Raw genomic sequence first — 20,817 nt, forward strand, 5'->3', positions numbered from 1 at the left:
TGATGGTACAGAAAGAAATCTCAGTAGTTATACCATATTATTCAAAATTCACATGGTTAGAAGAAGCTCTTGAAAGTTTAAATAACCAAACATATAAAGACTTTGAGGTAATAATCGTTAATGATGGATCGAATGATAATTTGAATTCAATTATTAATAGGGGAAATTATTTCTTTGAATTGATAATTTTAGAACAAGAGAATAAAGGTCCAGCTGCAGCAAGAAACCACGGTATATTGTATTGTAAATCAAAGTATGTAGCTTTTCTCGATTCTGATGATATATGGTTACCAAGAAAATTAGAACTCCAGTATAAATTCATGGAGAAAAACAAATCAATCTGGAGTCAACACTCGTATAAATGTTTTTACGAAAATGGAGATGAGAAAAGTATAGATACAAGTAAATATAAAGATAATGTTTTTATAGATACCTTTGTGTCATTTAAAGTTCAAACCTCTTGTGTTATGGTTAGACGAAATGCTCTCTTTAAAGAGGGTAAATTAATTATAAAGTACCGAGAAGATCAACGTTACGGACAAGATTTATTTTTTTACAGAGATTTAGCTGAGAGATATAAGCTTGATTGTATTAATGAGTATTTAACTCTTTTTCGAATTAGAGGCAACAATGCTGGTTTTCGAGCAAGTGTTCAATTGTATAGTAAAGCTAATACATGGATTCATACTATATCAATTGAAAGAGAGTTAAATTTACCAGGGATGGTGAAGGCGGCTTATTGGCTCAGTTGGAGGAGTTACATATTGTTAAACAATTTATATAACGGAAAAATTAACGAAATTATAGCCGGCTTATTTTATTTTGTTCCTTATGGTATGTTGAAGTCCTACAACTTTTTTAGAAAGAAAGTATGATACTATATGAAAAATATTTTATTCATTGTTAATGACTATTTACCTAAACCAACTGCAAATGGAATTTGTGTGAAAAATATTTGTGAAGAGTTAGTTGATGAGTTTTCAATTCATATAATTTGTCAACAAAATGACCTTAAACAAAGCAAATATGAAATAATTGATAAAGTTCATGTTCATAGGATTCTAACAAATGAGCGAAAGAAAAGACTAGAGTCCAAGACAGTAGCGAGGTTGAGTTATATAAAATTATTAAAGTATTGCAAAGATATGTTGGGACGCTATTCAATTGATAACGATCTAGTGAAATTGATATATGAAAAAATTGAATATTTAGATTCGATTTTTAAGATTGATGCTATAATTTCTGTTTGTTTTCCATTTGAGTCAATTATGGCGGCAATGTCGTATAATTTAAAAAATGGTACTCCTTTTATAGAGTTACTGTTTGATAAGTTCTCGGATAGTCAAACTAGGCATAGAAATATTATTAACAAAAAAATGAAGTATGAGAGAAATTTATCTTTAGAAATAGAAAGTTTCAAAAGAGCTAAAGCAATAATTGCATCGAATGACTGGAAGGAATATTTTTCAGATAAGAAAATGGACGTAGATTTTATTGATGTTCCAACGTTGTATATTGATAATGTTGTGTCTGATGTCATAAATGAAAGTGCTAAAAAACGAGCTATTTTTGCAGGATCATTAAGTAGTAAGATGAGACCTGTTAATGAAACTTCAAAAATATTAAAGGCTTATTTTTCAAACTATGATAATTTGTCAGTAGATTTTTATGGAAATGCTGGAGATCAACCTGCATTGAAGAGACTGCAGAGAATGTTTCCCAATTATATTAGTTTGAATAAATCGATTCCCTTGAAGGATATAAAAATGAAGTATGTTGAATCAGACATCCTAATTTCAATAGGAAATATTGATATATCTCAGACTCCTAGTAAAGTTTTCGAGTATATTGGAATGAGAAAGCCTATTATTCATTTTTACAGACATGAGAAGGATCCAATAAATGTTATTCTTAAGAAATATGAAAATGCACTTTTAATTAATCAGTTTGGAGAAACACCAAAATTAGTAGAGGACATAAATAATTTCGTGAAGTCGAAGATGAGTATTCCAAATGTCGATGAATTAGAACAAACTTTTATTTCCGCTACACCAAAATATTCTTCAAAAAAAATTATAAATGCAATATGGAGGAAATAAAAAATGAAAGTGTCAGTTTTTGGTCTTGGCTACGTTGGCCTAGCGAATGCCTTATTATTGTCTCAACATGAACAAGTAAAAGCTTATGATATTGTAGGAGAAAAAATCGAGATGTTGAATCAAGGAACTTCTCCGTTAGAAGATAAAGAAGTACATGAGTTCTTAAAACGGGATGACTTAAATGTTGAATTCACAAAAGATTTTGAAGATGCCGTTACTTTTGGAGATTATTTGATCATCGCAACGCCAACAGACTATGATGAAAAGAAAAATTATTTCAATACATCCACTGTTGAAGATGTCATTGAAAAAGCGTTAGCAATTCGTCCAGACGCAACGTTTATTATCAAGTCAACTGTACCAGTTGGATACACATTAGATGTTAAAGCTAAATTTAATACGGAGAACATTATTTTCTCGCCCGAATTTTTAAGAGAAGGTAAAGCGTTATACGACAACTTACATCCTTCGAGAATTGTCGTTGGCGAAGTATCTGATCGAGGACAAGAAGTGGCTAATATGTTTAAAGAAAATGCATTAGACGAAGATGTAACGGTTCTTTTAACCCATTCAACGGAAGCTGAAGCGATTAAATTATTTTCAAATACTTACTTGGCTTTACGTGTGGCTTACTTTAATGAGTTAGATACTTATGCGGAATCTAGGGGATTAGATAGCCGACAAATTATTGAAGGTGTAGGATTAGATCCAAGAATTGGTTCCCATTATAATAATCCTTCATTCGGTTATGGAGGCTATTGTCTACCAAAAGATACGAAGCAGCTTCGTGCAAATTATGAAGATGTGCCAAGTAATATAATTGGGGCTATTGTTGAATCCAATACGACTCGTAAAGATTTTATTGCGGAACAAATTCTTGCAAAAAAACCCAATGTGGTTGGTATATATAGACTGACGATGAAAGCGAACTCTGATAATTTCAGGTATTCATCGATTCAAGGAATTATGAAACGTATTAAAGCTAAAGGAATCGAAGTGGTTGTCTATGAACCGACTCTTGATGCGGATCATTTCTTTCATTCTAGGGTGATCAAAGATTTTGATGAGTTCAAAAGTGTTTCTGATATCATTGTCAGCAATCGTTTTGAAGAGATACTTAAAGATGTAGAGGAAAAAGTTTATACGAGAGATATCTTTGGTGATAATTAGATTGAAACAAGTTTTTTCTTCAAAAATACTTACTTTAGATTAAAAAATAATTTTCTCCTTTTTATTAAGAGAATACATCCCCAAAGAAGATACCCCGTATCTTCTTTTTCTTTCCCCAAAAAATCCCCTTCAAAAAACTCTACGAAAACATACGTTCCCTATTGCCAAAAGGTAACGCTTTCTATATGATGAAATGGAATAGAAACCAAATAAAAAAAGGCACTTTCTACGGGTGTTGGCGCACCTGTAGAAAGCCCTGATCAGTCACAACGTTTACACAGCTGACCAATCAAGTTGCCATAGTTGTTTCCCGAAGGAACCAACGTGTTTATTTTACCGAAAGTTGATAGCGATTACTAGTCGCTTTGTGCAATTTTTTGAAATTTTCACGTTTTTCCTGAGGTTTATTTCGCTATGTCAAAGGCATTGGACACGCTGGTCTGATGCCTTTTTTGCTGTTTCTTGATCGAGTGGTTTTCATGGGAATGGGACGCTGTTTCGTTATTGGAAGCTGCTTTTGTTGGCGGATCAAGAAATGCTTTCATCCTAGGTAAAAAGCAAGATTTGGTTTCTATTCGCCTTTCATTTTTCACTGTTGGTATTGATAGAATTAGAAACGGAGGAAAAAATATGTCAGTGATCCAGGCGTTGATCATCTCAATTTGGGTGGCGTTGATTCAAGCCCGCTTCTTCGGGTATGCAGGCTTGAATTTGCGGTTTAGTCCGCTTATGACGAGTTTATTTGTCGGTGTCGTTCTGGGAGATGTTGCCCAAGGGGTAACGGTTGGTGCAGCTATCCAATTGATTTCTATGGGTCAGATTGCGCCAGGCGGCCAGATGGCAACAGAACCGGCTGTCTCGGGAACTGTGGCTACAGCAGTCGCTATCTTAGGTAATCTAGAGCCGACAGCGGCAGTAGCAATCGCGATTCCCGTCGGAATTCTAGGAAGTTATTTATATACATTAAAAATTATCGTGAATTCTTTTGTGACCAAATACATTGATCGGGTGGTCAATAATCTGGAGGACAAGAAATTTACTTTTGCAATCGGTCTGTTGCCAACCCTATTGACGATGCTGACTCATGTGCCGGTATTGTTTATCGCTTTATATTTCGGGGCAGATTCGATAGCTAATGTTGTGACACAATTGGAAGGCACGGTTGTCTTTCATATACTGGATGTTGTCGCCAGTGCGTTAGCAGCTGTTGGGATCGCGATTTTGATTCGGATCATTGGTCAAAAGACCGATATGTTCTTTTTCTTTTTGGCATTCTTCTTAACGATTATTTTGAAAGATTTAGGAATCACCATGGTTACTTGGGCTGTACTGGGTATCGTGACTGCAGGCATTTACACCATGATTATGATCAATGCAAAGGAGGCAGCCTAGATGGATGCAGAGAATACTTCGACTGAAAACAATGGACTGACTAAAAAGGAACTGAACCAGATTTGGAATCGCTGGTACTGGATGAACGAGATCCCTCGCACCTATGAGCGACAAGTCGCACCAGCGTTGATGTATGCATTGACGCCTCTGCTTAAAAAAATCTATAAAGATCCTGAAGACTTGCGGGATGCCTACAATCGGCACTTGACCTTTTGGAACACTGATGCGATCTGGGGCGGCAGTACCATTTCTGGGATTACTGCATCTCTGGAAGAACAGCGGGCCAAAGAGTTGACAGAAACAGGTTCTGAGCAGACCGTTTCAACAGAATTGATCGAAGCAACGAAAGTCGGATTGATGGGACCAATGGCAGGGATCGGGGATTCCATTAATAATGGCACGTTGCAGTATCTATTGATTGCGATTGCACTGCCTTGGGCTGCAGATGGTTTATGGTTCGGTGCGGTTATTCCTTGGATCGTCTTTTCTGTTGTAACGTATCTCTATGGCCGTGCATTTGTCCACTTTAGTTATCGGTTAGGGAGGCAAGCGGCTCGAGAACTGATTGCCGGAACAAGAGCCAATTTGATCATGAAAGCGTTGACGATTCTTGGTATGTTCATGATGGGAGTGACGGCGGCACGGTTTGTGACGATTCAATCTTCATTATCTTTTGTCCTGTCAGAAAGAGAATTTGCTTTACAGAGTATTCTGGACTCTATCTTGCCAGGCATCTTACCACTTTCACTGATCATGGGCTTGTACTTCTACTTTGAAAAGAAGGGTCTGAATGTACTAAAAGGGATGTTATTGCTGACTGTTATCGTTGGATTGTTGGCAGCGATCGGAATTTTATAAATCAGAAAGAGGGTGTCACAAATGGGGAAAATTACTTTTGCTCGAGTAGATAGTCGCTTGATTCATGGCCAGATCGTGACAAAGTGGGCCAAGTCTTCGGGTGCGAATACGATTTATATTATCGATGACGCGGTGCGTTCCGATGATTTTTCGATGGATATTTATATGGCTTCAGGAAAACGTTACGGTTTTCAAGTGAAGGTATACAGCATAGCGGAAGCGCTGGCAGCTTGGGAAGCCAATCAGTTCGGTGCAGATAAAGTATTTGCTTTGTTCAAAACGGTAGCAACAGCGATCAAGTGTTTGGAGTTGGGGTTACCGTTACCTTGTTTGAATCTAGGCGGCACGCCAAAAAGACAAGCGGCCGAGTTCTTCATTAAAAATGTTGCCCTAACCGAGACAGAGTTGGAACAATTGCGTCAATTATCAGCTGAAAAGGACATCAAGATTTATGCGCAAACGGTTCCTGAAGCAGCGAAGAAATCGATTTAGGGGGGATGTCGATGAAAAAAATTGCAGTAGTCAATTCAAAAAGTTTTGGCAAGTTTTTTCCGGAACATATCCAACGACTGCAAGCATTTGGCGAAGTGGACTTTCATCTGTTTGAACCAACGATTAAAGGGGCACAACTGGCTGAGGCACTCAGGGACTATCAGTGCATTATCGCTAGTGTCACGCCAACTTTCGATCGTACGTTTTTTCAGAATACACCAAATCTAGGATTGCTTTGCCGTCATGGTCTAGGGGTCGATAATGTAGACCTTAGTGCTGCAACCGAAAATCAGGTACTGGTGACCAAAGTTTTAGGACCAATCGAACGACAAGCGGTAGCAGAACATGCGATTGCTTTGTTAATGAACGAACTTCGTAAGATCAATAAAGGGCAGCGGCTGATCAAAAATGATGAGTGGCACTTGCGGTCGAGCTGCAATAGTTTTGAACTCAAGCACGCAACGGTCGGTGTGATCGGCTATGGCAATATCGGCTCCAAGGTTGGCCAGATTCTGCATGAAGGCTTTGGTGCTGAAGTGCTAGTCTATGATCCTTATAAGTCTGCTGAAGACATTCACAAAGCAAAAGGAAAAAAAGTATCTTTGCCGGAATTATTGTCAGAAGCGGATGTCATCACACTTCACTGCAATCTTTCAGATGAAAACCAGCGGATGCTTTCTGATGCAGCTTTTGATCAAATGAAGCAGCATGTCTTGCTGATCAATACTGCACGTGGGGAATTGGTGGATGAAGCAGCTTTGATCCGTGCGTTGGCTAGAAAAGAAATTTCCGGTTATGCTGCCGATGTCTTTTGTCAGGAACCGTTAGAGCCTACGCATCCATTACTGGCTTTTGAAAATGTCACATTGACCCCTCATATCGGTGCGTATACTTCTGAAAGCTTAGCCGGAATGGGAGATCATGTAGTGACGAATATTGAGCGCTTTTTTGCGCAACTAGAACCCTTTGATCTGGTGAATGAAAGGAGTTGGTCGGTATGATTGGTATGCAAATTATTTCTCATGGCGAACTCAGCCAAGGGATCGTTCATTCGTTACAAATGATCATTGGTGAGACACAGCAGATGGCGTTCGACACACTTGCTGAAAATGAAGAGGTCGACAGTTTCCGTCAAAAAATTTTAGATCAAAGTCGCAAGCTGGATAGGGGGCATGGGGTCTTGGTATTTGTCGATATGTTTGGAGCAACGCCTTACAACTGTGCTTATTATAATTCACAATTTTTTGACCCTAACCATTATCAGATCGTTGCCGGGTTCAATCTGCCGTTAGTGATTGAAGCAATCATGCAACGTGAACAGATGTCTTTGTCACAATTAGTCGCACATTTGCGTCAGGCAGCGATCGACACGATTGTCTTTCAAGACAAATATGAGTGAAGAGAAAGTGAGGCAGTCTATGTATACGGCATTAATGATGCGTCCCGAGGACAATGTTGCCATGGTTTTGCAACCAACGCCGGCGGAATCATCCGTGAAGATTGTTAATCAAGCGACCTTAAATGAATTCCTGATTGTCCAGTCTATTGACAGCTACCATAAATTTTCTGTAAAAGATATTGAATCTGGCGAAGAGATTATCAAATATGGCGAAGTGATAGGGATTGCTACAGCAGCGATTACCAAAGGTGAACATGTGCATACACATAATGTGAGGAGCATCAGAGTCTAATGAAACCAATAATGGGTTATAAACGATCCGATGGGCAATATGGAATCCGCAACAAAATTTTAGTCATTGCGACAGTGGGCTGTGCCAATGAAACTGCACGCCGTCTGGCTGAACGAATTGCCGGCACGGTCTTTATCCCAGCTGGAAAAGGCTGTGGTCAAATTGGAGATGCAGTAGAAATCACCAAACGAACGTTGACGGGATTTGTCTTAAATCCCAATGTCTATGGGGCAGTCTTTGTCGGGTTAGGCTGTGAGACGATTCAGCCTCACGAAATGGTGGCTCGGGTTCAGAAGGTATCAGACAAACCGGTCTACTCTTTTAGCATCCAGGAAGAAGGCGGGACAACAAAAACAATCGCGACAGTCGTTCCTTTATTAGAAAGACTGGTAGGCGCGGCTGCCCGGATTGTGAGGGAACCCGTTGAACTATCTGCTCTTACTTTAGCGACCAATTGTGGCGGCAGTGATGCAACCAGTGGGTTATCCGTCAATCCTGCTTTGGGAGTTGCGACAGAACTTTTGGTAGCTGCAGGCGGTCGATCGATCCTAGGAGAAACGACAGAATTGATCGGTACAGAGCATATCTTGATCCGTCGTGCCAAAAACCAACAAGTCAAACGGGATATTCAGACTATCATTGGCGGTCTCGAAAAACAATTTGAACGTCTCCAAGTAGATATTCGAGGAGCAAATCCTTCACCTGGTAATCAAAAAGGTGGTTTGACGACACTTGAAGAAAAATCGTTAGGGGCAATCATGAAAGCAGGACACGCCACGATCAATCAAGTCGTCAAATATGGAGAGATCGCCACTGAAAAAGGGTTGATCATCATGAACACTCCAGGATACGATATTGAATCTGTAACGGGGATGGTGGCTGGCGGCGCCCAGATCTGTGTCTTTACAACGGGGAGAGGCACGCCCATTGGAAATCCCATCGTACCAATGATCAAGATTACCGGTAATCATGAGACGTATCAACGAATGACTGAACATATGGATCTTGAGTTATCTGCGATCATTACCGGCGAAATGTCCATCAAGGAAGGTGGCGAAAGAATCCTTTCTGAGATGATCGCAGTGGCAAATGGAAAACGAACTGCAGCGGAGAAATTAGGCTTTCAGGAGCTAGCGATTTATCGCAACAATGAAGTCTGGGGCTGTGATTTATAAAACAGCCCCAACTAAATACTGCTAAACATCCTATCTAGGTGATTTAGCAGTTGCTATTAAGCCAATCGTACTTTTGAAAAACTGTCACTTTTAACAATCGTCATTACTGCAATAAAAAAGAAATATCAAGAAAGTACAATCAAGAAAGAACTGTTATCGAAAAACGATGTAGCGCCCTCCAGAAGTTAGCTGTTTCAGCTATCCTATAGAGGGCGCTCTCTTACGAATAGATTCTTGAAGAAACGTGTGAGAGTGCCTTTTCGGATAGAGAACGGATTTCTTCGTGAAAAAATTGTCTAGAGAGGCGACCCAAATGAGTCTATCTTCTTTGAAACAATAAATGGGTTAGGATTTTAGTATAAACCGGTATATTTTAGTATCATTTAAGCCCTAAACTTTTTATAATTGGATGAAGCGGTTACAAACAAGCATTGATGTCATTGATCAAAAAGAAAGATTCCAAGTTGATAATAGGAGGAATAGCATGTTAGCTAACAGTGAGCCATTACAGCAATTGATGGATTTAATTGAAATCCCCGTTTTAGTCCAAGAGAAAGTGAACGCAGCCATAGAGGAGCTGCAAGAACAAGAGATGATTACTAGTGTACATAAATTGCTCGATCCAGTAACAGCTTCAGCAGAAGCCAAGTGGTTATCCCAACTGTACAAAGAGGAGTCGATGAAGGAATTGGCGATCCATTTGTATGCAGCGACCATCAGCTGGAAACATATTTATCAACCGCTGCAAATTCCTCATGAGATTTATTTGGCTACGATGAGGGCATTTACTCGATTCTTAAAAGAAACGAAACAAGCCGATAATCAGGATGTGTTTGATCGTGGATTTTGGACATGGCGGTATTTGTGCGGATTAGAATTTAGGATCGATCAGCTAGAATTTGAAATGATCGCCGCTGATCATAAGAGCAAAGCACCACAACTTGAAGGTCAAGCCTATCTTTCTCTTCACATCCCTTCAGATGCGAAACTGGTTCATGAGCAAGTCCAAGAAAATTATCAGTCAGCCAGAATGTTTTTTGAAACCTACTTTCCTGCATACGCTTCAGCACCAATTGTGACGGATACTTGGCTGCTTTCGCCCAAGTTGAAAGAATGGCTGCCAGCAACTTCCAACCTCGTTTTGTTTGGAAATGACTACGAACTGCTGTTGACAGAACCAGAAAAAAATGACGGCGTACTCTGGCTCTTCAATACTATTTCTAACGATGTCAGCAAGTATCCCGAAAACACCACCTTACAAAAAGCAGCGAAAGCATGGCTGTTAGCAGGGAATGCGATTGGATCGGCTGTAGGACGATTGAAATAGTTTTTTCGAAGCAGAAGGACGGCGATTATCGCTAAAGTGGATGCGAGTGTTACAGGGAAACTAAGTATGATCGTGTTCGTTTGATAGTTGCTGTGAAAGAAGAGACATAACAGGAGTTTCCTGAAGAACTAAAAAAGCAAAGACCTGGAAATCAGAAAGAGATTCCAGGTCTTTTCTGCTAAGTAAAGGTATACCAGACACATTTATTCTGTGTCGGAATGGCGTCAGTAGAAGACTATCTTTTAAAAAAAATAATTATTCAGTATAATAGAACCGAAGTACGTAGCACTAATGCGTAAGGAAAAGGGAAAGTCAATGAGAATAAAGAAAAAAATCAGAGAATATCATACACCGTTCGCAAGAGTCGCCGATAAAAGACTGGAATTAACGTTATCATCAGAGACGATTGCAGAAAAGAAAAATTTTTATAATGTGTTGTTTAATGACGACCGTATCGGAGACGTTATGCAGCGGGAGTTTCTTTTGCAGGAAGGCAAGAAACCTGTTGCTTTGCTGAAATCGTGGATACCAGTCGATTATTTGGTAGAAAGAAAAAATGCTGATGTAGAATTATTAGTAGACCAGTCAAAAGGGGTATCTAGTATTAGAAAAGAGATTGCCCTGTCATGGCCGAATGAAATCGAGGCACAGCAACTGCAGATCATTGGAGACAGTCAAGTGCTGATTGAAAAAACCTTTTTTTTGGATCAAGATAAAACGATCATCCGCTACGAAGAAGAAATCTCTGATCCAGATGCGTATTTGTTTGAGGAGTGAGACAATGGGAAAGTTTTTGTACTTAGAAGCCAAAAGAAAAATTGTTGAGATGATTCAAGGCGGCGACTTTGGTTCAAATGATAAGATTCTAAGTGAGCGTGAATTGGCAGATATCTTAGGGTATAGTCGGATGACAGTTAAAAAAGCCATTGGTTCCCTGGTAGAAGATGGCGTTCTTTATAAAAAGCGGGGCGCGGGAACTTTTCTATCCAATGAGGGACATTCCAATCGTTTTGAGGTTGGAGACGAGTCGCCGCTATCTTTGACACAGGGGATTCGAATCAAAGGAATGGAGTCTAGCAGTTTTGTTGAATCCTTCAAACTGGTTTACGATGATCCAGAGTTGATGGCTGTCTTTCCAGAATACTTTGAGTTTTTTGAATTGATCCGGGTGCGGGAGGCTAATGAAGACAAAGTATCCTTGCAAATTGCCTATTTCCCTTTTCGTTTATTTAAAGATGCTCATCGCTATGATTTTGGTAGTTTTTCACTCTATGACTATATGGAATACAAAAATAAACGACCTGTCAAATTCAAGAAACAGTTTTATGCTAGCCGAGTGGAAGACGAAAAACAGTTCAGCAAAATCAATATGCGGCCTGGAGAATACGTCTTATGTATTGAATATTATGGCTATACTGATCAGAATGAGTTGGTGGAATATACAAAATCTTTTTTTAATCCAGAAAAAATAACCTTCAATGTAGAGACCGACTATTAAGTGGTTCTAAAATTGGTTGCTAAAAAAGACCTATTCAAGAAATTGGTCTTTTTTTTGTTGTTTTTCTATCGAAGGGGTTCTATTATCTAGTTGTAAGTAATTGGGAAACGATTACAGATGAAAGGAGAAGACACATGAAAATTGTTTTGGCGAGTCATTCTAATTTAGCGCAAGGCATGAAAGATACGGCTGAATTTATTATGGGGAAGCAAGAAAATCTATCTGCGATCACCGCCTATGTTGATGAGAAGGTTGACTTTTCGGCACAGCTTACAGCGTTGATCTCAGAAATAGCAGAGGAACCAATCATATTTATCAGTGATCTGCTTGGAGGGAGCGTCAACCGTGTGATCACTGAAACAATTGCAGGAAAAGAGAACCAATTTCTAATTGCAGGGATGAATTTGCCATTGGTATTAGAAATTGTTTCAATGAGTTTTTCTGCAGAACCAGCAAAGATTAAGGAACAACTCCAGCAAGTGATTGTAACCGCTACAAGTGGTGTCAAATTGATTGAAGTAAATCCTGATCAACCAGATGAAGACGAATTTTAAGGGAGAGAGTCAACATGATCAAAATGACAAGAATTGATTACCGTTTATTACATGGACAAGTAGCATTTGCGTGGACAAAAAATTTGTCTGCCAATGCGATTTTGATTGCAAATGACAACGTAGTGAACGACTCATTTAGAAAGCAAACATTGAATTTGGCAAAACCTAATGATACGAAATTGATATTTAAAAGCATTGACGATTCAATTGCTGCGATTAAAAGCGGTGTCACAGATAAATACAATGTGTTCATCGTTGTAGAAAATGTTCATGATGCCTACCGATTGGCAAAAGGAACTCCGGAAATCAACAAAATCAATTTAGGGTTATCCGCAAAGCGTGACGATAGCAAGAACATTGCGAAAGCAGTCTATGTCACAGATGAGGAAATCAAAGAACTAACGGAACTGGAAAATTCTGGCATCGAAATCTTAGTTAAACAAGCACCAAATGATGCCAATATAGAATTCAGATCGTTAGTTTAGCCGAAGGGAGTAAGGATGATGATTGTTCAAACAATTGGTATTTTTATTATTGCACTAATAGCAAATATGCAGGATTTTCTAGGTTCTTCCTTCATTGGTCGTCCCTTAGTCACAGGATTATTTGTTGGGTTATTATTTGGGGATGTGACCCAAGGCTTGATCATGGGCGCAACCTTAGAATTGGCCTTTCTAGGTTTGATGGGCGTCGGCGCCACTGTGCCGCCGGATGAAATCATCGGCGGAATCTTGGCTACCGCACTTGTTTTAAAAAATGGTTATGGTGTCGATGTGGCATTGACACTTGTCTTGCCGATCGCAGCTTTAGGATTAGCCATCAAAAACATTTTATATGTTGTGATCTTTCCGGCAATGACTCATAAAGCTGATCACTTGATTGAAGAAGGCAAGATCAAAGAAGCGGCCAATATGCATTTATGGGCATCTTTCACTCGGATTGGATTGATGACAGTCGTGACTACTGTTGCCTATGTAATCGGCAGCGGTACAGTCGATAAAATTTTGAAATTAATACCACAAGCTTTTATTGATGGGATGAATATTGCAACCAATATTCTGCCTGCTGTCGGATTTGCTATGTTGATCAATATGACTTTCTCTAAAAAAGTGGCACCCTTCTTTTTCTTAGGTTTCGTTTGTGCCGCGTACTTGAAATTAGATATGATCGCAACTGCAATGATTGGCGCTATTTTTGCAGGCATCATGTACATCATTTTTGATGCGATCCAAAAAAACAAAGGGCAAGTGATGACGGATGGGGAGGAACAATATGATGACTTCTAAAAAAATCGCAAAGAAAGATTTGATGGGCGTCTTTTGGCGATCAATGCCGATGGAAGCTTCATTCAACTATGAACGGATGATGAGTTTAGCGTTTGCCTATACGATGGGCGGCGTGATTCAAAAACTTTATCCAGACAAAGATGATCAGAAAAAAGCAATGAAAAGACACATGGAATTCTTTAACTGTACATCAGCGACTTCTCCATTCATTGCAGGTGTTGCTGCTTCAATGGAAGAAAAGAAAGCAAATGATCCTTCTTTTGATGAATCTTCTATCAATGCCATGAAAGCTGGATTAATGGGCCCTATCTCAGGTATCGGTGATTCGATCTTCTGGGGAAGTTTGCGGATCATTGCCAGCGGTATCGGGATTTCATTAGCGAAACAAGGAAGTATTCTTGGTCCGATTTTGTTTCTGCTCGTATTTAACATCCCGAATGTTCTCGTTCGTTATTTCGGTACCATGTGGGGCTATAAAGCCGGGGTTTCTTTTATTGACAAGATGTCAAGCGGATTGATGGATAATATCACTTATGCAATCAATATTCTGGGAAATACCGTAATCGGTGGGATGGTCGCTTCAATGGTGATCATCAATATCCCAGTGAAATTGACCAGCGGTAAAGATGCGCAAACGATCCAAGGATTGCTAGACTCGATGATGCCAGCCTTATTGCCGTTACTGATCACATTCCTATTCTGCCGTTTGTTGAAAAAGGATGTCAAAGTCTTCTATATCTTATTGGCAATTCTAGCTGTAAGTATTTTAGGGGCGGTATTCGGATTTTTAGCGGTATAAAAAAGGAGAGAAACTCATGCCATTTGTAAAAGAACAATTTATTAGCAACTATTCTCAAGTGATCGATCAATTAGATGCGGTGAAAGAAACAGCTGACGAAATGAAGCAGCAGAAATTTACTAAGATCTTCTTGATGGGTTGTGGGGGAACGTTCACCAAATTTGTCGGATTAAGACCACTATTGTTTGAAAAATTATCTGTGCCATTTTTGATTGTCAGCCCGGAAGAGTTGCTAAGCCTTTATTTTGATCAAATCGATGATCAAACATTGATTATTGCTGGTACAAAGACGGGTTCTACGCAAGAGATTCTTGATACACTTGGGAAAGTGCATCAAGTTTATCCTGAAACAACGATTTATGGGTTTATCGGTGATGATGACACACTTTTGGATGGAGCGGATATTCTTGATTACCGGACGAGCTCTGTTGATACAGATGTTCATTTGGTTCTGTTCGGCTGGTTCATTGAGTGCTATACTCAAATGGATCAAGACAAACTGGTTAAGATGCGAAAAGAAATTCTCCAACTTGGCACATTTGTCGGAGAAGCCATCGCTGGGGCCAAAGAATTCGCGCAACAACTGATTGCGACTGTCGATGTGGCGAAACCGCAAATGTGGGTGACATCTGGACGTTTATGGGGTGAAGTTTGTTGCTTCTGTAACTATATTTTGGAAGAAATTCAATGGATCCAAGCACAGCCGATCCATTCTTCTGAATTTTTTCATGGTCCATTCGAAATGGTGGCCGAGGATTACCAAGTCAACTTGATTATGAACGCTGATTCTAATCGTGACCAAGATCAACGGGTGGAACGCTTTATTGCTTCTCACTCTGCGCAAGCTAAAACGGTTGATTTAAATGAGTTTGGGTTGGATCGTTTTTCAAAAGAAACACAGAAATTTTTGATGCCTTGGTTTTTGAATCACTTCTTTGATCTATTATTGACTGTCTATACAGAAAAAACGGGAAAGAGTGCTAAGACACGCAGATATTATCGGAAAGTAGCGTATTAAAAATGAAACAAGAATTGTTCGAATTTCTTTGCTTGTATTTTCCTCGGATTTTTACTCAGAAGCAGAAAAAAACTTTTCGGCAATGGCTCGGTAAGTATTTAACTGAAGCTACAAATTGTCAGCAATCAGGAGACTACTTCTTCAGAGAAAATGCTACTTACACATTGATCATTGATATCTCGACACCAGAATGGTTTCCTTGGGGGAAAGACCATCTGACAAGAGAAAGTCGGTTACGCTATATCAAAGTTTTGGGGATGATAAAAATAGCTTTGATTTTAGCCGGGGCTCTAGGTATCTTTGCGGTCACAAAAATGATTGGTGAGCAGCAGTGGTTATGGTCCAGTGCGATGGTATTGGTAGTAGGCGGAGTATTGCTTTTAGGATTTGGCCTGCCGCACCGTTATAATTTTTCTAAATTAGCGACGCTGGCAACGGTGATCAATCAATTCATTCAAGACGAGCGTTCCAATTTGTTCATTGTCGATTCAGAGATTCAGCTGTATGCTTCAGTATCATCACAAATAACGACAAAGACGATCAGTTCAGTAGATGATTTATACATTGGGGAACAATCTGGATACCATCAAGAGGCTACCGGGCAAAAACACTATTTTAGTTTTACGCAAGTAGCTGGAACGACCTTTATCCCTAACAAGCAGCGGCAAAAGTCGGATGTACCCCCCAAGACGTTCTATGAAGATTTCGCTGCGTTTCGGGAAGTAGATTGAAATGAAACCTAAGATCCAATTCTAAAAGATTCAATGGGGGAGCACATGGTAAAGGGAATTATTTTTGATTTTGATGGTACGCTTGTGGATACCGAGGAAGTTGCTTATCAAGCAGTAAAGCAATACCTTCGTGACACCTACCAGGTAACCTATACAAGGAGAGATTACCAAAAAAGTATTGGTTCAGCAGATGGGGTGTTTTATCAACACTTAGAAAAATCTCTAGGGAAGCCCGTCGATGTAGAAGCCATTGAAGCATGTTTTACTCATGCACAGACAACGAAGTATCCTGAGGTGCCATTGCGGGAAGGCATTGCAGAAGTTATCCAGTATGGCAAAAAGAACCAGTTGAAGCTAGCGATCGTCTCTAATTCAAGGAAAGCAGAATTGATGCATTTCTTTGCTCATCATCAAGAGTTGATGTCTGTTTTTGATCTTATCCTCACCCGGGATGATGTGAAGGAAGGCAAGCCAGCTCCTGAGGGATATCAGAAATGTCTTGCACAGTTGGCATTGTCAGAAGAAGAAGTTATTGCACTGGAGGATAGTCCAACCGGGGTGACGGCCGCTTTAAGTGCGGGCTTGAAAGTATTAGCTTATCCCAATGCTTTTACCACCGGAATGGTTTTTCCTGAAGAAGCGATGGTAGTAGCTGCAGCTGATTTGGCAGCTAGGCGATTCATCTGATTTTGACGAACGTCAAATGAAACTCCAACGAAGGTAGATGAATGTTCAATGATTGAGCATTCATCTACCTTTTTTTGCAAAAAATTCTTATCTGTTTTTTCCTCATGAAAAGATACAAAAAGCAATTTACGATTCATGCTGGAATCTAACAAGTTGATTGCAACGAGATGTCAGAATTTTGCATCCAGATGTTTTTCCTGTGATTCTGCCCAAAAGCAGCAAAATATTCGGTATGCTAGTAGAAATGAAAAATAGGATTCAAAAGGAGATAGCATGAAAAAACTGGAAAAATTGATAGTTGCAAGCTCGTTGATGTGGATAGGTTTTCCATTGGTTGCAAACGCAGAGGATGTCGATCGTCAAATTCAACAACAAACCCAGCGAATCAATGAAATCAAAGGGGAATCTGCTTCAATAGAAGCGTTCAAACAAAAGACGGAAGCGGAGATCCAACAACTTGAATCTGAAATGGATTCGATTTTGGCGTCAAAGGCCAGCACAGAGCAAAAGGTCAACAAAATCGCGGTTGAAATCAAGGAATTGGAGGAAAAAATCGCCAAACGGAAAGAAACACTGGCGAATCAAGCAAGAGATATTCAAGTTTCAGAACCTTCGAATGCCATGATGACGACATTACTTGATGCTGACTCACTAGGTGAAGCAATTCAACGAGCCATTGCTTCTGTCACCATCATGAATGCCAGCAATAGTATCGTTGAGCAACAGCAAAAAGACATCGAGACAAGTATCAAGCTCGAAAAAGAACTAGAAGAAAAACTATCCGAAATTGAAACTCATGCGAGCGAGCTGCAACAAAAGCAAGGGGAGCTTGCGGATGTACGATTGAATCAGGATGTGGCATTGGCCGACTTACGATTGTCTCTGAATCAAGAAGAGAGCAAAAAGTCTGACTTGGAAGCAGAAAAAGCGGCTGCTGAAAAGAAACGGGAAGAAACACTGAAACAATTAGCAGCAGAAGAAGCGTTAGCCGCAGAAGCTAAGAAACAGGCACAAGCTGAGGCAAAAAAAACTCAGGAACAAGCGAAAAAACAAGTAGCCGCTGAAGCAACGGTCTCTCAAGAAAAAGAGTCGGCAAAAGAAACCGGCACAGAAGCAACGACATACGCTAATGCTTCTACACCAATCAATGAAGAGACCAACATTGAAGAAACAAGTAAAAAAGAAACCAATCAAGATACTGATCAAGAAACACCGGAGCTTGCTAGTGGAAATCAAACAAGCGGTTGGTCTTTACCGGTCGATTCTGTCCATATCTCGAGTCGTTTTGGATACCGTACAGATCCAACGGGCTCTTCCGGCAACCAGCACAATGGGATCGACTTTACCGGCAGCAGTGGAACACCGATTTATGCGATTCAAGGTGGGAAAGTGGTAGAAGCCGGTTATGGTCCGTCCACAGGAAATTATGTGATCATAAAGCATCCGAATGGCATCTATAGTTATTACATGCACTTCAATGCATTGCCTGCTGTTAGTAGCGGTCAAAGTGTCACAGCACGTCAATACCTTGGTGGAATGGGAACAACTGGAAATTCGACTGGTGTCCATCTACATTTGGGAATGGCGACAGGACTATGGTCAGGCTTCTTTGACCCTGCGTCTGAATTAGGCCTCTAAATAAAAAAAGCAGCGGCTGCTTGCAGTGATCCGAAAAGTTGGACCAAAAGTCAACTTTTCGGACACACTTCATTTTTGCCGCTGTTTTTTATTATGGTCATTGCTTGCTGTCCTCTTTTGAGAAAAGAAAGGCATTTCAGGCATTGCATCAGCCAACTGCCAATGGGTTCAGCTGACTTGCGGTTTCGCTTGTGGATCTTGCTTCGAAGATCAGTTGCTCTACTCGACTAAACCTTCTAACAACGCTAGCCATCGCTCAGCGAGCTGCTCACTGCTGCAAGTAACTGTAAATGATTCTTTCCCTGTCATTTCGACATAGATCTCTGTCTCTGAAATTTTAACGATACGCATACTAGTTTTCCTCCTTCGCAGCATTCCGCTACTATTTTCTTAAAGTAATTTTTTCTTAAAGCACTACTTTCTTAAAGCACTATCTTCTTAGAGCACTATTTTCTTAAACTAGTACCTTTTTGTTTCTCAAAAATAAAATACGCTAAAAGATCAAAAAAATTTTTTCTTTTGAATTTCTTCTAAATTTTCTGTAGCTGATCCTTTCAGAAGCAAAAGCGTTGGTAAGAGGGAAATTTGACCAAATGCACTCATTTTTGGCGCATTTTTTGTTGGCTTTCTTCTGCATAGAGATCTTGATAAATCAGACTAAAACTTCCTCGTTTGCCAGGCAGATCATGAAAATGAAGATCTTCTAGTAAGTGGTTGGTGAGGGGAGAAAAAGAAAGTTCCAAAAACTCAGTGAGGCTAGTGTTCGCCCGAGGCAGTTGATAGCTATGTTCTCGTTTGATAATGCCGTGAGCAAGGAAACTGATCAGCATGGTTTGCTTTAAGCGGCGGGACTCAACCAAGCAGGGGAAAGAGAACTGATTGTGCAGTTCAATGAACAGCTGCGGTCCAGAAGCGGACAAAGTCATGATTTTTCCAGGGTTCACCCAAATCGTGTCTTTTTTGGTCGCGTTTGTTAGGGGTAGCAAGCTATATTCACTAGTCGCACAAGGAATCTTGTATTGACGTTTGATATTCGACTGGCTGAATAAATGGTACAGTGTATCTTTGAAAAGCGCGTACTCATAAAAATGGAAATGGAGAAGAATCTGTTTGATGATAGGAAATGGCGGCTGTGGAAGAAGTGAACAATAGTCTTGATAAATGATCAAAGAATGCGTGCGATCATCGCGAACAAAAGGCAGAATGGCAAAAATTTCTTTCTCGAAGTCAATTGTCATGGTTGGACGGATCAAAGCAGCAAGTTCCTGGCAAGTGGCCTGATCACTAGAATTGAGGAATCGTTTACATTTTGGATCAAAGGACAGACGATAAGGATCAAGTTTATTCGAACTTATAGGGGAGTAGCATCTCTTCATAGAAAAACTCCTTCATTTTAGATACTTCAACTATAAAATTATCTGACTATTTTTGCAATAAAAAGTGCACAATTCAAATGATTTATTGATTTTTGATAAAAATAGTCACTTCCTCTTTTTGCTATGGTTAATGTACCCGCGGGAACACCAAGCAAAAGGAGGAATACAATGAAAGAATGGCACACACTGATGGCTTCTTATGAGCGCCTCTTTTACAAAGTGCTGATTCGGGCGGGCATCTTCCCCAGTCATCCAGATTTTGAAGATTATTTGCAAGAGTTGCGACTCATGCTCTTTGAGCGCGCACGAAGGTATCCTGATGAAGGGATCTTTCGCAACGAAAATGAAGTGAATTATCTATTTGGCTTTTTGTTATGGCGAGTGATTGATTTACAACGAAAAAGTAATCGTCAAAAACAACTGATTCAAGCAATCGCATCAGAGCAGGAAGAAGCGATTGATCTGAAAGAAGACATTGACAATCATCTATTGCTGATGCAATTCTGGGCATTTCTGAAACCGAAAGAACGACAAATGTGGCTTGATTGGGTCAATCAAGAGGGATCAAAACAGTCTCGCTATTATTATCGTCAGAAGTTGAGAGCCCGTTGGCAGCAATTTATTCACGAGGAGACGACAAGCAGCAAAAAATAGGTGTTCTATTTAGTCAGAATAAAAGTGAAGGACCCAGACAGGAGCTTTCTTACTCGTTCCTCTTGTATCGTGCAGCTTCTTTTTGTAAACTGAAATCAAGGAACAAAAGGCACCTTTTGTCTAAACTGTTTTCGCATTATCGACAGATAATGACAGTTTTTCTTGGTACTTGATAAACTCCTTTTATGTTGACCATGATTGGTGCCTTAAGTTCTAATTGAATGAGAAGCGTCTTTTTTTCAAATCATATTAACAGCAATCGTCGAATAAAGCGGTCTTCGAATGGAAGAGGCCGCTTTTTTTCGTCAATTCGCGACTTAAAAAGGCGCTTTTTTTGGTCAGACTATTTCTAGAATACGGTGGATATTTTGG

Annotated in this window: 24 protein-coding genes; 22 read left to right on the forward strand and 2 right to left on the reverse strand. The window is 39.8% G+C overall.

The genetic code is table 11. The features are described 5' to 3' along the window. Positions 1 to 2: 2 nt before the first annotated feature. From ACTFWY_RS07000 to ACTFWY_RS07100, 21 genes are all read left to right on the forward strand, one after another. Positions 3 to 875, forward strand: coding sequence for a glycosyltransferase family 2 protein (locus ACTFWY_RS07000; RefSeq protein WP_439926697.1), 873 nt, complete (start codon positions 3 to 5; stop codon positions 873 to 875). Positions 876 to 881: 6 nt separating this feature from the next. After that, positions 882 to 2,099, forward strand: coding sequence for a hypothetical protein (locus tag ACTFWY_RS07005; protein WP_439926698.1), 1,218 nt, complete (start codon positions 882 to 884; stop codon positions 2,097 to 2,099). A gap of 3 nt (positions 2,100 to 2,102) precedes the next feature. Further along, entirely contained in the window at positions 2,103 to 3,269 is a 1,167-nt protein-coding gene (locus ACTFWY_RS07010) for a nucleotide sugar dehydrogenase (protein ID WP_439926699.1), read from the forward strand. 630 nt (positions 3,270 to 3,899) lie between these two features. Next, positions 3,900 to 4,661, forward strand: a complete 762-nt coding sequence (locus ACTFWY_RS07015) for a PTS sugar transporter subunit IIC (protein WP_034707002.1) — start codon at positions 3,900 to 3,902, stop codon at positions 4,659 to 4,661. Beyond that, on the forward strand, positions 4,662 to 5,519 hold the full coding sequence (locus tag ACTFWY_RS07020; RefSeq protein ID WP_439926701.1) for a PTS system mannose/fructose/sorbose family transporter subunit IID: 858 nt from the start codon (positions 4,662 to 4,664) through the stop codon (positions 5,517 to 5,519). A 21-nt stretch (positions 5,520 to 5,540) separates the two neighbouring features. Next, a complete protein-coding gene (locus ACTFWY_RS07025; RefSeq protein ID WP_005470998.1) occupies positions 5,541 to 6,011 on the forward strand; it encodes a PTS sugar transporter subunit IIB in 471 nt (156 codons plus the stop codon). A gap of 11 nt (positions 6,012 to 6,022) precedes the next feature. Beyond that, the gene (locus ACTFWY_RS07030; protein ID WP_240078010.1) at positions 6,023 to 7,012 is read left to right on the forward strand and encodes a D-isomer specific 2-hydroxyacid dehydrogenase family protein; all 990 of its coding nucleotides are present in this window, start codon (positions 6,023 to 6,025) and stop codon (positions 7,010 to 7,012) included. Then, the gene (locus tag ACTFWY_RS07035) at positions 7,009 to 7,410 is read left to right on the forward strand and encodes a PTS sugar transporter subunit IIA (protein WP_003126065.1); all 402 of its coding nucleotides are present in this window, start codon (positions 7,009 to 7,011) and stop codon (positions 7,408 to 7,410) included. Before ACTFWY_RS07030 ends, ACTFWY_RS07035 begins: the two co-directional genes overlap by 4 nt. Positions 7,411 to 7,429: 19 nt before the next feature. Beyond that, complete coding sequence (locus ACTFWY_RS07040; protein WP_034706817.1) at positions 7,430 to 7,702, forward strand: UxaA family hydrolase; 273 nt, start codon at positions 7,430 to 7,432, stop codon at positions 7,700 to 7,702. Beyond that, a complete protein-coding gene (locus tag ACTFWY_RS07045) occupies positions 7,702 to 8,877 on the forward strand; it encodes a UxaA family hydrolase (RefSeq protein ID WP_439926702.1) in 1,176 nt (391 codons plus the stop codon). The genes ACTFWY_RS07040 and ACTFWY_RS07045 overlap by 1 nt, the downstream gene beginning before the upstream one ends. A gap of 484 nt (positions 8,878 to 9,361) precedes the next feature. Further along, on the forward strand, positions 9,362 to 10,204 hold the full coding sequence (locus tag ACTFWY_RS07050; protein WP_219644966.1) for an acyltransferase domain-containing protein: 843 nt from the start codon (positions 9,362 to 9,364) through the stop codon (positions 10,202 to 10,204). Between the two features lie 315 nt (positions 10,205 to 10,519). Then, complete coding sequence (locus ACTFWY_RS07055) at positions 10,520 to 10,981, forward strand: hypothetical protein (RefSeq protein WP_034704255.1); 462 nt, start codon at positions 10,520 to 10,522, stop codon at positions 10,979 to 10,981. Positions 10,982 to 10,985: 4 nt separating this feature from the next. Continuing rightward, positions 10,986 to 11,702, forward strand: a complete 717-nt coding sequence (locus ACTFWY_RS07060; RefSeq protein ID WP_034704258.1) for a GntR family transcriptional regulator — start codon at positions 10,986 to 10,988, stop codon at positions 11,700 to 11,702. Positions 11,703 to 11,836: 134 nt separating this feature from the next. Then, positions 11,837 to 12,256, forward strand: a complete 420-nt coding sequence (locus ACTFWY_RS07065) for a PTS sugar transporter subunit IIA (protein ID WP_439926704.1) — start codon at positions 11,837 to 11,839, stop codon at positions 12,254 to 12,256. 14 nt (positions 12,257 to 12,270) lie between these two features. Further along, positions 12,271 to 12,741, forward strand: a complete 471-nt coding sequence (locus ACTFWY_RS07070; protein WP_002343746.1) for a PTS sugar transporter subunit IIB — start codon at positions 12,271 to 12,273, stop codon at positions 12,739 to 12,741. Between the two features lie 18 nt (positions 12,742 to 12,759). Beyond that, positions 12,760 to 13,542 carry a PTS mannose/fructose/sorbose/N-acetylgalactosamine transporter subunit IIC gene (locus tag ACTFWY_RS07075; RefSeq protein ID WP_034704263.1) on the forward strand — a complete coding sequence of 261 codons (783 nt, stop codon included), beginning with the start codon at positions 12,760 to 12,762 and terminating at the stop codon, positions 13,540 to 13,542. Next, positions 13,532 to 14,341: a PTS system mannose/fructose/sorbose family transporter subunit IID gene (locus tag ACTFWY_RS07080; protein WP_003126076.1), complete on the forward strand. Its 810-nt coding sequence runs from the start codon at positions 13,532 to 13,534 to the stop codon at positions 14,339 to 14,341. Before ACTFWY_RS07075 ends, ACTFWY_RS07080 begins: the two co-directional genes overlap by 11 nt. Positions 14,342 to 14,357: 16 nt before the next feature. Then, a complete protein-coding gene (locus ACTFWY_RS07085) occupies positions 14,358 to 15,359 on the forward strand; it encodes a hypothetical protein (protein ID WP_002343743.1) in 1,002 nt (333 codons plus the stop codon). 2 nt (positions 15,360 to 15,361) lie between these two features. Further along, a complete protein-coding gene (locus ACTFWY_RS07090; RefSeq protein ID WP_439926705.1) occupies positions 15,362 to 16,090 on the forward strand; it encodes a hypothetical protein in 729 nt (242 codons plus the stop codon). 45 nt (positions 16,091 to 16,135) lie between these two features. Next, a complete protein-coding gene (locus ACTFWY_RS07095; RefSeq protein WP_439926706.1) occupies positions 16,136 to 16,777 on the forward strand; it encodes an HAD family hydrolase in 642 nt (213 codons plus the stop codon). 273 nt (positions 16,778 to 17,050) lie between these two features. Then, entirely contained in the window at positions 17,051 to 18,415 is a 1,365-nt protein-coding gene (locus ACTFWY_RS07100; protein WP_439926708.1) for a peptidoglycan DD-metalloendopeptidase family protein, read from the forward strand. A 219-nt stretch (positions 18,416 to 18,634) separates the two neighbouring features. On the opposite strand, the gene ACTFWY_RS07105 is transcribed toward ACTFWY_RS07100, so the two are convergent. Together ACTFWY_RS07105 and ACTFWY_RS07110 are read right to left on the reverse strand one after the other, a co-directional pair. Next, positions 18,635 to 18,766 carry a hypothetical protein gene (locus ACTFWY_RS07105; RefSeq protein ID WP_268866271.1) on the reverse strand — a complete coding sequence of 44 codons (132 nt, stop codon included), beginning with the start codon at positions 18,764 to 18,766 and terminating at the stop codon, positions 18,635 to 18,637. Positions 18,767 to 19,014: 248 nt separating this feature from the next. Next, the gene (locus ACTFWY_RS07110; RefSeq protein WP_081132229.1) at positions 19,015 to 19,791 is read right to left on the reverse strand and encodes a hypothetical protein; all 777 of its coding nucleotides are present in this window, start codon (positions 19,789 to 19,791) and stop codon (positions 19,015 to 19,017) included. A 168-nt stretch (positions 19,792 to 19,959) separates the two neighbouring features. Between ACTFWY_RS07110 and ACTFWY_RS07115 the strand changes: the two genes are divergently transcribed. Continuing rightward, positions 19,960 to 20,445, forward strand: a complete 486-nt coding sequence (locus tag ACTFWY_RS07115; RefSeq protein ID WP_231437814.1) for a sigma-70 family RNA polymerase sigma factor — start codon at positions 19,960 to 19,962, stop codon at positions 20,443 to 20,445. Positions 20,446 to 20,817: the final 372 nt, after the last annotated feature.

The organism is Enterococcus sp. 125944, from assembly GCF_051909435.1.
Lineage (GTDB): Bacteria > Bacillota > Bacilli > Lactobacillales > Enterococcaceae > Enterococcus_D > Enterococcus_D gallinarum.

Excerpts from the sequence above, each read along its gene's own strand:
- ACTFWY_RS07000 (WP_439926697.1), top strand. The coding sequence starts at position 3 with ATGGTACAGAAAGAAATCTCAGTAGTTATACCATATTATTCAAAATTC.
- ACTFWY_RS07005 (WP_439926698.1), top strand. The coding sequence starts at position 882 with ATGAAAAATATTTTATTCATTGTTAATGACTATTTACCTAAACCAACT.
- ACTFWY_RS07010 (WP_439926699.1), top strand. The coding sequence starts at position 2,103 with ATGAAAGTGTCAGTTTTTGGTCTTGGCTACGTTGGCCTAGCGAATGCC.
- ACTFWY_RS07015 (WP_034707002.1), top strand. The coding sequence starts at position 3,900 with ATGTCAGTGATCCAGGCGTTGATCATCTCAATTTGGGTGGCGTTGATT.
- ACTFWY_RS07020 (WP_439926701.1), top strand. The coding sequence starts at position 4,662 with ATGGATGCAGAGAATACTTCGACTGAAAACAATGGACTGACTAAAAAG.
- ACTFWY_RS07025 (WP_005470998.1), top strand. The coding sequence starts at position 5,541 with ATGGGGAAAATTACTTTTGCTCGAGTAGATAGTCGCTTGATTCATGGC.
- ACTFWY_RS07030 (WP_240078010.1), top strand. The coding sequence starts at position 6,023 with ATGAAAAAAATTGCAGTAGTCAATTCAAAAAGTTTTGGCAAGTTTTTT.
- ACTFWY_RS07035 (WP_003126065.1), top strand. The coding sequence starts at position 7,009 with ATGATTGGTATGCAAATTATTTCTCATGGCGAACTCAGCCAAGGGATC.
- ACTFWY_RS07040 (WP_034706817.1), top strand. The coding sequence starts at position 7,430 with ATGTATACGGCATTAATGATGCGTCCCGAGGACAATGTTGCCATGGTT.
- ACTFWY_RS07045 (WP_439926702.1), top strand. The coding sequence starts at position 7,702 with ATGAAACCAATAATGGGTTATAAACGATCCGATGGGCAATATGGAATC.
- ACTFWY_RS07050 (WP_219644966.1), top strand. The coding sequence starts at position 9,362 with ATGTTAGCTAACAGTGAGCCATTACAGCAATTGATGGATTTAATTGAA.
- ACTFWY_RS07055 (WP_034704255.1), top strand. The coding sequence starts at position 10,520 with ATGAGAATAAAGAAAAAAATCAGAGAATATCATACACCGTTCGCAAGA.
- ACTFWY_RS07060 (WP_034704258.1), top strand. The coding sequence starts at position 10,986 with ATGGGAAAGTTTTTGTACTTAGAAGCCAAAAGAAAAATTGTTGAGATG.
- ACTFWY_RS07065 (WP_439926704.1), top strand. The coding sequence starts at position 11,837 with ATGAAAATTGTTTTGGCGAGTCATTCTAATTTAGCGCAAGGCATGAAA.
- ACTFWY_RS07070 (WP_002343746.1), top strand. The coding sequence starts at position 12,271 with ATGATCAAAATGACAAGAATTGATTACCGTTTATTACATGGACAAGTA.
- ACTFWY_RS07075 (WP_034704263.1), top strand. The coding sequence starts at position 12,760 with ATGATTGTTCAAACAATTGGTATTTTTATTATTGCACTAATAGCAAAT.
- ACTFWY_RS07080 (WP_003126076.1), top strand. The coding sequence starts at position 13,532 with ATGACTTCTAAAAAAATCGCAAAGAAAGATTTGATGGGCGTCTTTTGG.
- ACTFWY_RS07085 (WP_002343743.1), top strand. The coding sequence starts at position 14,358 with ATGCCATTTGTAAAAGAACAATTTATTAGCAACTATTCTCAAGTGATC.
- ACTFWY_RS07090 (WP_439926705.1), top strand. The coding sequence starts at position 15,362 with ATGAAACAAGAATTGTTCGAATTTCTTTGCTTGTATTTTCCTCGGATT.
- ACTFWY_RS07095 (WP_439926706.1), top strand. The coding sequence starts at position 16,136 with ATGGTAAAGGGAATTATTTTTGATTTTGATGGTACGCTTGTGGATACC.
- ACTFWY_RS07100 (WP_439926708.1), top strand. The coding sequence starts at position 17,051 with ATGAAAAAACTGGAAAAATTGATAGTTGCAAGCTCGTTGATGTGGATA.
- ACTFWY_RS07105 (WP_268866271.1), bottom strand. The coding sequence starts at position 18,766 with ATGCGTATCGTTAAAATTTCAGAGACAGAGATCTATGTCGAAATGACA.
- ACTFWY_RS07110 (WP_081132229.1), bottom strand. The coding sequence starts at position 19,791 with ATGAAGAGATGCTACTCCCCTATAAGTTCGAATAAACTTGATCCTTAT.
- ACTFWY_RS07115 (WP_231437814.1), top strand. The coding sequence starts at position 19,960 with ATGAAAGAATGGCACACACTGATGGCTTCTTATGAGCGCCTCTTTTAC.